Annotated in this window: 15 protein-coding genes; 4 read left to right on the top strand and 11 right to left on the bottom strand. The window is 39.7% G+C overall.

Going from position 1 to position 11,817, the window contains the following annotated elements; all coding sequences use genetic code 11:
* Nucleotides 1-93: 93 nt before the first annotated feature.
* The 4 genes from NYZ99_RS08075 to NYZ99_RS08060 all read left to right on the top strand — a co-directional run bounded on the left by NYZ99_RS08075 (nucleotide 94) and on the right by NYZ99_RS08060 (nucleotide 2,321).
* Complete coding sequence (locus NYZ99_RS08075) at nucleotides 94-540, top strand: hypothetical protein (RefSeq protein ID WP_260574783.1); 447 nt, start codon at nucleotides 94-96, stop codon at nucleotides 538-540.
* An 11-nt stretch (nucleotides 541-551) separates the two neighbouring features.
* The gene (locus NYZ99_RS08070) at nucleotides 552-794 is read left to right on the top strand and encodes a hypothetical protein (RefSeq protein ID WP_260574782.1); all 243 of its coding nucleotides are present in this window, start codon (nucleotides 552-554) and stop codon (nucleotides 792-794) included.
* 141 nt (nucleotides 795-935) lie between these two features.
* Complete coding sequence (locus NYZ99_RS08065; RefSeq protein WP_260574781.1) at nucleotides 936-1,184, top strand: hypothetical protein; 249 nt, start codon at nucleotides 936-938, stop codon at nucleotides 1,182-1,184.
* 18 nt (nucleotides 1,185-1,202) lie between these two features.
* Nucleotides 1,203-2,321: a pyridoxal phosphate-dependent aminotransferase gene (locus NYZ99_RS08060; protein ID WP_260574779.1), complete on the top strand. Its 1,119-nt coding sequence runs from the start codon at nucleotides 1,203-1,205 to the stop codon at nucleotides 2,319-2,321.
* A gap of 142 nt (nucleotides 2,322-2,463) precedes the next feature.
* Here the strand turns inward: NYZ99_RS08060 and NYZ99_RS08055 are convergent, their stop codons facing one another.
* From NYZ99_RS08055 to NYZ99_RS21660, 11 genes are all read right to left on the bottom strand, one after another.
* Nucleotides 2,464-3,513, bottom strand: coding sequence for a DUF3667 domain-containing protein (locus NYZ99_RS08055; RefSeq protein ID WP_260574778.1), 1,050 nt, complete (start codon nucleotides 3,511-3,513; stop codon nucleotides 2,464-2,466).
* A 217-nt stretch (nucleotides 3,514-3,730) separates the two neighbouring features.
* Nucleotides 3,731-5,266, bottom strand: a complete 1,536-nt coding sequence (locus NYZ99_RS08050; RefSeq protein ID WP_476738693.1) for a YifB family Mg chelatase-like AAA ATPase — start codon at nucleotides 5,264-5,266, stop codon at nucleotides 3,731-3,733.
* Nucleotides 5,267-5,433: 167 nt separating this feature from the next.
* Nucleotides 5,434-5,610, bottom strand: coding sequence for a DUF6747 family protein (locus NYZ99_RS21670; RefSeq protein WP_338039399.1), 177 nt, complete (start codon nucleotides 5,608-5,610; stop codon nucleotides 5,434-5,436).
* Nucleotides 5,611-6,048: 438 nt separating this feature from the next.
* Complete coding sequence (locus NYZ99_RS08045) at nucleotides 6,049-6,453, bottom strand: hypothetical protein (protein ID WP_260574777.1); 405 nt, start codon at nucleotides 6,451-6,453, stop codon at nucleotides 6,049-6,051.
* Nucleotides 6,407-7,048 carry a hypothetical protein gene (locus NYZ99_RS08040; protein WP_260574776.1) on the bottom strand — a complete coding sequence of 214 codons (642 nt, stop codon included), beginning with the start codon at nucleotides 7,046-7,048 and terminating at the stop codon, nucleotides 6,407-6,409. Before NYZ99_RS08040 ends, NYZ99_RS08045 begins: the two co-directional genes overlap by 47 nt.
* Nucleotides 7,045-7,425, bottom strand: a complete 381-nt coding sequence (locus tag NYZ99_RS08035; RefSeq protein ID WP_260574775.1) for a hypothetical protein — start codon at nucleotides 7,423-7,425, stop codon at nucleotides 7,045-7,047. Before NYZ99_RS08035 ends, NYZ99_RS08040 begins: the two co-directional genes overlap by 4 nt.
* Complete coding sequence (locus NYZ99_RS08030) at nucleotides 7,419-7,796, bottom strand: hypothetical protein (RefSeq protein WP_260574774.1); 378 nt, start codon at nucleotides 7,794-7,796, stop codon at nucleotides 7,419-7,421. Before NYZ99_RS08030 ends, NYZ99_RS08035 begins: the two co-directional genes overlap by 7 nt.
* A gap of 12 nt (nucleotides 7,797-7,808) precedes the next feature.
* Nucleotides 7,809-9,038 carry a DUF4249 domain-containing protein gene (locus NYZ99_RS08025; protein ID WP_260574772.1) on the bottom strand — a complete coding sequence of 410 codons (1,230 nt, stop codon included), beginning with the start codon at nucleotides 9,036-9,038 and terminating at the stop codon, nucleotides 7,809-7,811.
* Nucleotides 9,039-9,077: 39 nt separating this feature from the next.
* A complete protein-coding gene (locus NYZ99_RS08020) occupies nucleotides 9,078-10,301 on the bottom strand; it encodes a DUF4249 domain-containing protein (RefSeq protein WP_260574771.1) in 1,224 nt (407 codons plus the stop codon).
* 5 nt (nucleotides 10,302-10,306) lie between these two features.
* Nucleotides 10,307-11,338 (bottom strand): TonB-dependent receptor plug domain-containing protein, encoded by a 1,032-nt coding sequence (locus tag NYZ99_RS21665; protein WP_338039398.1) that lies wholly within the window; start codon nucleotides 11,336-11,338, stop codon nucleotides 10,307-10,309.
* On the bottom strand, nucleotides 11,335-11,817 hold the full coding sequence (locus NYZ99_RS21660) for a TonB-dependent receptor (protein ID WP_338039397.1): 483 nt from the start codon (nucleotides 11,815-11,817) through the stop codon (nucleotides 11,335-11,337). Before NYZ99_RS21660 ends, NYZ99_RS21665 begins: the two co-directional genes overlap by 4 nt.

The raw sequence follows: 11,817 nt of genomic DNA, 5'->3' as shown, positions 1-11,817 counted from the left end.
TCTAAAAACAGGATGTCATACATCGATTATGAATACTAAACCCAAAAAATCGTTGTTATAAATACCCCAAACCAAATAAACTTAACCTTCTTAATGACTTGCTTAGAATGTAACAAAGAGCTTGGATATCTTGATCATAAAAGTGCCATAGAAAGCGTGGGTGTAGAGCTATGCTCGCATCATCAGGAATTGATAAAGGAACTGATCAAAAAGAACAATACTCCTCTAGAGGCCATTCAATTGTATTATGGATTAAAAGAGGCTGGAGTCCAAGGAATGCTAGAATGGTGGGATGGAAAAAAATCCGTCGATATCGCCATTTCTAGGGTAAAGCTGAATATTGAAATTGATTGTGGCTATGAAAAAATGACCGAGGAACAGGCCATCAATAATTTGGAGGAGGCCATGCACTCCTTTAAAAATGGTTTTACCACCATTCGTATCCCCCATATTCTAGTAAGATACTACCTAAATGAAACTATTAAAAACATTATGGGAATTATGGAAGGCCTCAAGGCAAACATAAAAGTAATCAACTAAAAATTATCGTTATGAGCACAACTAACAAAACCTTAAAAACACCGCTTAGAGTGGCCTTGGCCTGTTTGATTGTTGGTATGCTTACGCGAATAGTGCACTGGCCTTATGCTGGTGGTATCATACTGGTCTCCTTTTTGGCAATTCTAGTACTTTACTCCGTCCGGTTCGCCAAAAAGAATCCTAAAAAACCTGTAGACTTTATTAAAATGGTGCTGATCCTTTCTCGACCACCAATGGTCTTCTACGAATTCTAGATTTCCCCTATACCGGATTATTTCAAATAGGTACGGCACTATCCTTTATACTTTGGTTTGCCATGGAAGGTACTGCCTATTTTATGAATCAAGACCGGAAATCTACGAACAGTATAATTGAAATCGTCTCGGAATTTCGCTATGGTACTTGGTGTTTTGACAATCATAGCTGGCGGTTTGATGCAGCTTTTAAAATGGGAATTTGCCATACCCACCCTTACTACCGGACTCACCATTGTGACCGCCTATATTCTTAAGGATATTTTTAATTCCGAGAAAAAGGAAAAAAGGGATAACAATAACGAGGAAATCCGAGATATAGCCCAAAAAGGGGCACTTCCTTATTTTATTGTAGAACTCCGACTAACCACATCTTTTTGTACCTTTTAGAAAAAATCCAAAAAAGGTATGAATCACATAGACAGAAGAAACTGGTTAAAGACCTTTGCACTTACGGGTGGCCTTACCGCCATGGGTGGTTTAAACGCACTAGCAATTACTAGACCTCTTAAGGAGAAAAGTAATTTGCTTCTTGACGTAGCAAAACTAAATAGCAACGAAAACCCATATGGGCCATCGGAAAAAGTAAGAACTGCCATAACCGCTGCCTTTGATAATGCTTGTCGCTATCCTTCCATTGTGTTTAGACCCTTATTGGAAAAAATTGCCGAAACCGAAGGCGTTTCTACGGACCATATCGTAGTGACCGGTGGTTCTACGGAGGGGCTTAAAGCCGTAGGTCTTACCTACGGGCTGCAAGGCGGTGAACTCATCGCGGCGGACCCAACCTTCCAATCCATGTTGACCTATGCCGAAAATTTAGGGGCCTACGTGCACCGAGTACCTGTAGATGAAAATATGCAGCACGATTTAAAGGAAATGGAAAACCGGATCAATGGTAAGACCCGACTCATTTTTATCTGTAATCCCAACAATCCTACAGGGACTCTTTTGGACAAAAACGAACTGAAATCCTTTTGCGAACGTACCAGTGAAAAGGCCATGGTTTTTAGCGACGAGGCTTACTACGATTTTATCACGGAACCCGATTACCCTTCCATGGTGGAATTGGTGAAGGAAGGTAAGAACGTCATCGTTTCCAGGACCTTCTCCAAAGTATATGGCTTAGCAGGGATGCGGATCGGGTATTTGGTAGCCCGGCCCGATGTTGCTTCACGATTACGAAAAAACATTATGGCCATGACCAATGTGCTAGCCATTGAAGCTGCCAGGCATGCCTTGGACGACGACGATTTTTACAAGTTTAGCGTGGCGAAGAACATGGAGGCCAAACAGGCCATTTACAAAACCTTGGACGATTTGGAATTGCCCTACATAAAATCCCACACCAATTTTGTGTTCTTTAAAACCGGAAGACCTATTCGAGACATGATGGCCACCATGGAAAAGGAAAACGTTCTAATAGGTAGACCCTTCCCACCCTTTTACGAATGGGCCCGTATCAGTACCGGCACCATGGAGGATATGAAGGCTTTTGATAAAGGGTTAAAAAAAGTGATGGGGTAATTTTTGAGGGCTGATTCGAAGTTGCAAACTTTGAAGAACGGTAATATCTAGTCGGCTTACCCGAGGACAAAATGATATAAAAGAATAAAAGAAACTCAATAAAAAGCAAACATTTACTTTCCTTTTAGTTTACCGCAAAAACTCAATATAACATAAAGGCTACCAAAATAATTCCTATGGCAGCAACGGGCACAATAATCATCATGTAGAGAAATGAAATAATATTAGCTTTAAGAAAGGCTCCCAACCATGAACTCTTATAAAAATTTCGCAGTGCCGGAATCAGGTATATTACAAAGGAGAAACAAATTAGCACTTCAATCCAAATAGGAATTTCCCATACTTTATTCACTAGTAGGATGACACAAAACGAGGTGAATATGAAGGTAAAATAATAAAAACTAAACACTAAGTGGTGGGCAAAGGTGCCACGTTTCCAATAGAACAAGGTCACCAGTACGGCAAAAAGTGGTAAAAGTAGGAACATTGCAATAGGTATAGTATCATATAATACCTGTATAATACCGCCACCTTGCTTTTCATAAAATTTAAGCATTTGTGCATAAAACTTACGGGTAAAGGCATTGGCATCTTCTTTCATGCCCATGGCCTTATATTTCTGAGCGAGGGGAGCCCCTGCTGTAATTAGTGAATCCAATAATTTGCGCTCAAAGCCAAATGAAATATTGGCGGTCTGAGAATCTGAGTTCATTACTGAATCTAATTCCACTAGCTCATCGTCAGATAGACCTATAATCTTCCGGTTTTTTTTAATGACTTCTTTGGCCTGAGAAATATCCACTGAATCTGTCTTAATCTTTATAGAATCCAAACTTATTTCCTGCTCAAATCCCTTTTTGAAAGCCTCTGAAACTTCAGTATCTGCTTTGCGGACGCTGAAAGAAAAAATAAAGAAAAAGACAACCGAGATAAAAAGGTAAAATTGTGCAGGGTGCAAGTATTTCAATCGCTTTCCATCAACAAACCGCCGTGCAAGAACACCAGGTTTTAACATAAGCGTTCCAAAGCTCTTAAAGAATCTAGCATCTATAGAAAAATAATTCTCTATGGTATTGCTAAACAAGACACCAAAAGTGAGATTGTCACTGGCTTCCATACCACAGTGAGGGCAGTAATCAAAGGATGAATCAAATTTTTGTTCGCAGTTTTTGCACTGTTCTGTGGTTGGCATATAAATGGTTTTACTAAAATTACAAAAAGAGAGCAAACTAAAAGCAGTTTTCCTTTTGGTACTTTGGTATAAACCGTTTACCAATGGTACAATTAATTGTATTCTTTATAAAAGCCAATAAAATAGGTGATGAAAAAACTTCTACATATTATAGACAATTTTATTTATTGAGTTTTTTTGTCCTGATTGCTATGTGTAATGAGATATTTAGCTATCCCTACCCCAACCAACCTTCTCGGTCCAAACTTCTATATTGAATCGCCTCACTGATATGGTTGCCGGTGATATCCGGGGCATTATCCAAGTCGGCAATGGTACGTGCTACTTTTAAGATTCGGTCGTAAGCACGTGCAGAAAGGTTCAACCGCTCCATAGCGTTTTTTAGCAAAGATTTAGATGCATCATCCAACCTACAGAATTCCCTAATCTGTTTGGTGTTCATCTGTGCATTATAATGGACACTTTCCAATTCTTTGAACCTTTCGGTTTGGAGTTCCCTGGCTTTGGTCACCCGTTTTCGGATTTCCACACTGCTCTCCCCTTTGCGGTCTTCGGAGAGTTTTTCAAAGGGAACGGGCGTCACTTCGATGTGAATATCGATTCGGTCCAACAAGGGTCCCGAAATCTTGCTCAAGTAGCGTTGCATTTCGGCTGGCGAAGAGGTTACGGGGGCATCGGGGTCGTTAAAATAACCACCAGGACTCGGGTTCATACTGGCTACCAACATAAAACTACTGGGATAGGTTACGGTAAATTTCGCTCGTGAAATGGTTACTTCCCTGTCTTCCAAGGGTTGGCGCATCACTTCCAAAACACCGCGTTTGAATTCCGGCAGTTCGTCCAAAAACAATACGCCGTTGTGCGAGAGCGAAATCTCACCGGGTTGTGGATAGGCCCCGCCTCCTACAAGTGCCACATCCGAAATCGTGTGATGTGGGCTTCGAAACGGGCGATGGCTCATGAGTCCCATATTCTTGATCTTGCCAACCACACTATGGATTTTTGTGGTTTCCAGGGCTTCGTGCAGGGTCATGGGCGGTAAAATGGAAGGTAATCTTTTTGCCAGCATGGTCTTACCGGCACCTGGAGGTCCAATTAGAATGATATTATGCCCGCCCGCAGCGGCGATTTCCATACAGCGTTTGATACTTTCCTGTCCCTTGACATCGGAGAAATCGAATTCCGGAAAATCCAAATTTTTATAAAACTCTTCACGGGTATCGATAATAGTTTGTTCCAAAGGAGTGCCCTGATCAAAAAAGTCGATGACCTGTCTGATATTCTCTACCCCAAAAACTTTCAGATTTCCAACAATGGCTGCCTCCTTGGCATTTTCCGCTGGGAGGATAAATCCTTCGAAACCTTCCTCTTGAGCTTTTATGGCAATGGGCAATGCCCCTTTTATGGGTTGCAAACTACCATCTAGTGAAAGTTCGCCCATAATGATATACTTCTCGATAGCTTCCGACTGTATTTGCCCGAGACGCGGCCAAAATACCCAATGCCAAGGTAAGGTCATAGGCGGAACCTTCCTTTCGCAGGTCTGCAGGAGCCATGTTGATGGTGATTTTTTTCCCGGAATTTTGTAGCCATTGTTTTGCAAGGCCGCCGCAATACGATAGTTACTTTCCTTAATGGCATTATCGGGAAGTCCTACCAAGTGATAGCCTATGCCCTTGTCGATGTTTACCTCCACGGTAATAGTGGTTGCTTCCACTCCAAATACCGCACTACCGTAAACTTTTGTTAGCATTTAGTTTTCCTTTGGGCTAAATGTAATGTTTTTACTGCAATGTCACCCTTGTAATACTGGACGTTAAATTTTTCAGTTAAAACATATTACCGGAATTAATAAGTAGCTTTTTAATATGAAATACATATTACAAAGTATCTTATTCTAAATGCTATGTTAATCTATCATCAGATATTAGAAAAAACAAATCCTGTACTTACCCTATACAAAAAAGCGTACAGAACAATCGCGAACATTACTAGGGTAAAAAAGGCAAAAGCCTTGAAGTAGTGCTTAACGATATAACTCTGAATACTTCTAAATGCCTCAGTATAAATTTCTTTAAAAAGTAAAAATGTTTTCATAAACTCTGTATTTAGTTCTGTACAAATTTTTAACGATTGTAATGAAACAGAGTGATTTTTCTACAAATTGCTTAAATCAATTGATGAAATTTGTTTGCCATCCGGATTATCCAGTAAACCTACCTTTAATCGACAACTGGATGATTTATATTACCTGCTTAAAATTAAATTTATAGGATTAACTACAAAGTTCTAAAAAATGTAATTCTTTGTAGACTATACTATAACCAAAACCTAATAAAAAAGTCGGTAGGAATTTTTACTTTATTTTTTATAAAGAAGTAATAGTATTACTTATTGAATTAGATGAACAAGTTCTAAATTAAAGATGATAATGATGGTAAGCTTTAACTCCAAATAAAGCACTGCTACTAACTCTGATTAGTATTTAGTATTTTGTTTGGGCTAAATGTAATGTTTTCCCCAATAAACTTTATGTTATTGAACCTTAAACCTTTCTGTTAGAAGAATAGGCTTTCCTGTAAGCGTAAATCCTTCCACAATCACTTCAAAATCCCCGGATATATCAGAACTAAAAAATTCGACTTCCTGATTTTTTTCGGTCACTCCGTACTGGGGTAGCCATAGCAATTGATACCTGAAATCAGGTAAACGTCTATAGGAATTGCCTAAGGTATCCTTATAGGACTGTCTATAATAATTTTTATTTTCATTTGGCTTAAATAGCTCCTTCGCAAATAAGTCATCCGTATAATAGTTTTGAAAGTAGTCTGACTTAAAAGTGGAAATATCGACTACCCCTTGAAAGGTTTTTGTTCCGTAAAAATGTTGGTTTCTAGAAATATGTATGGTATTGATCCTGCTTGACGGTAAATTTAACAATAGCTCGTGATTCAAAACCAAAACCCCATCCACTATTACCAAAGGCAATTGACCGAGATTCTACGTAGGGAGCTTCCGGTCTTACGTGAAACTCCATCTGCCCATCTTTGTTCGCTTGTAACCAAACATGCTCCACTACCTCAACAAAAGTTTCCCTTACCGTAGAAAATCTTGTGTACTCATCCAAAACATACTCTGTTACATCAGATCCGTAAAATCTTTTGTTACCGTTACCTAACAAAATCGTATCCGGTTTGCTGCTGTAATACGCATTTTCTATTTGATTGTGAATACTACGTTCCTTTATACTGGACTCCATATTCCTATCCGGAGAAAAAGAGTGAAACGTAAGCTTTGAAAAATCCAATTCCTGCTCAGGGGTCAAGGATATATCGAGACCATCCCCAGCATTAGAAAGAGGTTGTATATAAACATCCTGTGCACTATAATCCTTGTTTACGTTAAGAAAAAAATCTCCCTCGTTATTCGTATTTACGATTTTTAAAAGGTAATCCTCCCCTGGGAAGGACGCAGCGAGCAAAACATCACTTTGCCCAACTGTTCCATTGGAAGTTGTTACTTTTCCTTGAATCAATTCTCCCCGCAATTCGGCAGCACCCTATTTGGAATGGGCTTCACCTCAGGATATATTTTTTGATAATCCAGCACCGTCGGCTTTTTGCCTCCCTTTAGTTCATCGATTTTCCTAACCGAAATAACATAATTGCCATATCCCTCCTTTGCTCCCAAAGAAGTAAGGTTTAGCTTAATAGCCTCTCTTTTGCCGTAAGAGGCTTTATCTAACTCCAACAGCAAAGGTTGATTTCCATTTGCCCTTGACATATTAGTATCATCTCCGGAATTAGGGACACTACCATTATTACTATTTCGAAATACAGCTTGATTGCTTGTATATGGATTAATAACTGTAAAATCTTGCTCGTAATAGTACCCCATGCCATTATTCAACATCCACTGGGTATAGGCAACCAGTTTGTAATTCCCGAAGGAACACTGGAGGGGATAAAAAAGTTACTATCACCTACTCCATTTGTCAATTTTATTTTATGGTTTACGACCACCTCCCCATTTTCGTTTACCAACTTTACATATGCTATTTTACTAACCCCACTCAACTGCCCGGTATTTGACCTTAGGTTGAACAATGTATAGTACAAATATTCGCCCACAAAACCCAAATTAGTATTGGTCTTGAGGTATGCCTGTTCTTGATAGGGAATTTTCATATTATTAACAAAGGCATTAGCCGAAGTCCCCTGTGCAACCAGCTGAATACTATTCAAAAGCAGCGCTACCAAAATAAGGTTCCTTAAATTTTTCATCTTCTTATTTTTTTATTCTTCTGTCCAAAAATCAGGTGGTGTATTATTGCCCAAAACGGTACAATCTCCACATACTCTATACACCATAAAGTAAGGACATGGAGCGTCCCAAGTCAATAAACCGTCTTCAGGTGCACTGTATTCACTATAATATTTGATTAAGTTCTGTTCTATACCATCGATCAATGGTGAGGCTCCTCCCTCCACAACCAGAGCAGGGGCCAAAAGTGGGCAATCACTTACATAATCCGGCAATCGTTCGTCCGGAAAAAAATCTTTATAATTGAAGAAGAGTCGCTTTTTGGATACTGTACTTACTTGAAAAAAACCGACTACATCTTCGGAGGTATCTGATACAGAACGGATATTACCTTCCAAAAAACCTGTTTGTATTTGGTTAAAAAGATTTTCCGAACCTGATAGCGTTTCCAAAGTCTTGTAAAATGTAAATGCCTCACGCGATTGTACATACTGCTTTACCAAAATGCTATATCTGTGTGATAAAATATAGTTGTTCCTGTCTATAAAACGTACGGGAAACTTTGTTATACGATCTTCATCGAACTCCGTAGTGCTTTGTTGTATTATTGTATTGGATCCAACCGTATTGTAACAGACGAGTTCTTCTTGTGTTCTAGGTCTAGTGGCTACTGCCGGAGTTGGAGGTAATGAAACCGCGTAGGCATCTTCCGGGCTCCAAAAAGGTGCAATTATTTTATAGGTTTCCTCGTATTCGTAACTATAATATTTGGACTGTCCGGAAGGATCATAGCTGTCGACATAAATAAACATACCTTCATCAACATCATCTTTAAAATCTCTTTCAGCATAAATCCTGTCGATTTCTGTTGTTGCAGGAACATTGGTATCTTCTGATTCGTATTTATTTCCATCTACGGTAACGATATTCAATTTATAAGTCAAACCGGAATTTACGGCAAAAGGAACGGTCGAACTATATTCGCCCGATGATACTTCAGTAAAATCGTACGTACCTCCATTACTATCCGTCACTGAAACTAAGGCATTGTTCTCACCAGCCATCAACACCGTATCCAAAGGAAAAGTCCTAGAAATCCTAACATGCTGTATGGCTTCCTCATCCGTTATGGTAGCCTCTACAACCAGTGCGCTCTGAAATTCGGTAGATTCAAAGTCAAAGACATCCACACAACTTTGTGCTAAATGTAAAACCCCAAATAGCATTACTACTAACTTTATATGGTTAATTAATTTTTGCAATCTTTCTTTTATTAACACATGGTACCTATCCATATGGTACTATTCCACCCGTAATTCCGGCACTATATTGCTTCCGTACACGGTACAATCCCCACAAGGCGTTGGCACCATTAAAAACGGACTGAATTCACTAAAATTTAAAGGGTTTCTTTCTTGATCATAGTCTTCCACATATTTTAAAGTTTCCAACTCAATGGCAATCAATAATGGAGAAGCCCCTGTCTCAGTAATTATGGGAGGTGATACCAAATCACATCGTATCGGATAATCCGGTAAGCGTTCGTTAGGAAAATAATCGTCATAGTTGAAAAAAATACGCTGTTCCGATACGGTACTTACCTGAAAGAACCCGATAACATCCTCGTCCGGGTTCGATACATTCCTGATATTACCCTCTAAAAAACCAACTTGTAGTTGCGCAAAGAAATTGTCGGAGCCGGACATCGATTCCAGGGTTTCGTAATAGGCAAAAGCAGCCCTGGACTGTACATATTGCTTCACTAATATACTATATCGATGTGATAGTATGTAATTTTCTCTATCGATAAAACGAACCGGAAATTTGGATACCCTATCTTCTCCAAATTCCGTGGTGCTCAATTGTATAATATTATTGGATGGAATGGTTGCATAACAAATTTGCTCTTCTCGCTCTTTAGGGCGCGTGGCCACTGCAGGAAACGGTAAAGGAGATACTATATAGGCATCCAGCCCGGTCCAATTGGGGGCAATTATTTTATAGGTTTCCTCGTATTCATACCTATAATAATTAGATTGGCCCGAAGGGTCATAGCTATCCACATAGATAAACATCCCTTCTTGTGCACCGTCATCCAAAAAATCCCTTTCCGCATATAAGTTTTCAATGGTTGTTTGTGCAGGTACGGGCATGGCCTCGGATTGATATTGTTCCCCGCCCGGAGTGGTTATATTTAAGGTATAGGTTAGGCCGGAAACAACTGAGAACGGGGCATTTGAAAGGTATTCGCCAGTGGATGCTTCCGAAAAATTAAAAGTACTACCGTTGCTATCGGTTACCGAAACGTTGGCACCACTTACTCCGGACATTAATACCGTATCCAAAGGAAAGGTCCGCGATATCATAATCCGTTGGGTTTCCTCTTGATCTGTAATAGTCCCTTCCACGACAAGTGTACTTTGAAATTCGGTACTTTCAAAGTCGTATTCATCGATACAAGAAACTATGAATAGAAAAAATACCCCAATTGTAATTAAGTCAATGACTTTTCCAATTTTCTTCATAGTCGTTAAAACTTAAAATTATAGGTGATTGTAGGTACAGGAATGGAGAATATGGAGCTTTGATAAGCCTTTAACTCCCCATTTTCGGTTACAAAAAATACCGAGTAGGGATTGTTTCTTCCCAATACGTTATACACCGAAATATTCCAAAAACTATGTGCCAACTTTTTTAGCTTGTGGTTCCCTTCAATGTTGAAACCAAGATCCAATCTATAATAATCCGGTATTCTGAATTCGTTTCTATTACTATAGACCACATATTCGGAATTATTGAAATTATACCGTGCCACAGGATAGGTGACCGGCCTACCGGTCTGATAACTTAAATTGGCCGAGGCGCTGAACCTTCTGGTAAACTTATAGTTCAAGACGGCACTAAAGTCATGGGGCTTGTCATAATTGGTAGGGAAGTACTCCCCGTTGTTCACTCGTTCCTCGGCATATTCACTGTCCAACTTCAAAAAAGAGCGCGCATAGGTATACCCTATCCAACCATTCAACCTTCCCGAGTTTTTACGTATCAAAAACTCAACCCCATAGGCTTGGCCGTCTCCCTGAAGGGTTTCCGTTTCAATGGTTTCGTTCAATAAAAGTTCAGAACCTACTTTAAAGTCCAGCAGATTATCCGCTTCTTTATAATATCCCTCCAAACTTATTTCATAGGTATTGGCATCCAAGTTCTTGTAGAATCCAAGACCTACCTGCCTTCCGCGCTGTGGCTTAATATTGTTGTCCGATAGTTTCCAAGTGTCAATAGGGCTTATGGTCGTGGTATTGGACAATCGATGTATGTACTGGTAGGTACTATTATAACTGGCTTTCACCGAAAAATCCTCTCCCAAGAAATACCTTGCCGAAACCCTAACTTCCGGACCTCCATAAGTTTCCACAAACTCATTGTTACCATAGGAAACGGTTTCCACCAAGGTTTCCTCGTTCTTGGGAACGCCCTCTTCATAAATGCGTGCCTCGGTCTCACCCAAGGTGGCGAACATGGAGTACCTAAGTCCTACATCAATCAGGAGTTTATCGTTCACCTCAAAATTATCGGATAGATAGACAGCGGCTTCCGAGCCTTTTCCCTAGCTATGGTCTGTGGTTCCACTATGGAGTTTTCTCCATTGGGTTCCAAATACCCGGGTTGCACATTATACAACTTGGCGGAAAGACCATAATCGAACTTATGGGCCTTACTATGCAGGTAAGTGAACTTGAACTTGGCCTCGGTTTCATCTACAACAAATCCCAAGTCAAAATTGTTATCTGAATTTCCCTCATACCCAATATTGAATTTATAGTTACTATTGGCCACAATCAAACTACCTGCATTTTTATCATTGAACTGGTGATCCCATTGTAAGGACATTAACCTGTTATTGTAACCGTAAATGGAATCAGAGGTAATACTAAAGGCATCATTACTATAGTAGCCCATAGCCTTAACCGTATTCTTCTCGTTAAAGGTATGCGTGTATTTGGCGACGGCATCATAAAAGGAAGCCTTGCTATTATTCAA

Origin of the sequence: Maribacter litopenaei, assembly GCF_025244665.1 — a bacterium.
GTDB classification, from domain to species: Bacteria; Bacteroidota; Bacteroidia; order Flavobacteriales; family Flavobacteriaceae; genus Maribacter; species Maribacter litopenaei.
Note: the sequence above shows the minus strand (reverse complement) of the source record. Positions and strands in the feature narration are given on the sequence as shown.

Coding starts and splice junctions, on each gene's coding strand:
- NYZ99_RS08075 (WP_260574783.1), top strand. CDS start 94: ATGACTTGCTTAGAATGTAACAAAGAGCTTGGATATCTTGATCATAAA.
- NYZ99_RS08070 (WP_260574782.1), top strand. CDS start 552: ATGAGCACAACTAACAAAACCTTAAAAACACCGCTTAGAGTGGCCTTG.
- NYZ99_RS08065 (WP_260574781.1), top strand. CDS start 936: ATGGTACTTGGTGTTTTGACAATCATAGCTGGCGGTTTGATGCAGCTT.
- NYZ99_RS08060 (WP_260574779.1), top strand. CDS start 1,203: ATGAATCACATAGACAGAAGAAACTGGTTAAAGACCTTTGCACTTACG.
- NYZ99_RS08055 (WP_260574778.1), bottom strand. CDS start 3,513: ATGCCAACCACAGAACAGTGCAAAAACTGCGAACAAAAATTTGATTCA.
- NYZ99_RS08050 (WP_476738693.1), bottom strand. CDS start 5,266: ATGCTAACAAAAGTTTACGGTAGTGCGGTATTTGGAGTGGAAGCAACC.
- NYZ99_RS21670 (WP_338039399.1), bottom strand. CDS start 5,610: ATGAAAACATTTTTACTTTTTAAAGAAATTTATACTGAGGCATTTAGA.
- NYZ99_RS08035 (WP_260574775.1), bottom strand. CDS start 7,425: ATGTTGAATAATGGCATGGGGTACTATTACGAGCAAGATTTTACAGTT.
- NYZ99_RS08030 (WP_260574774.1), bottom strand. CDS start 7,796: ATGAAAAATTTAAGGAACCTTATTTTGGTAGCGCTGCTTTTGAATAGT.
- NYZ99_RS08020 (WP_260574771.1), bottom strand. CDS start 10,301: ATGAAGAAAATTGGAAAAGTCATTGACTTAATTACAATTGGGGTATTT.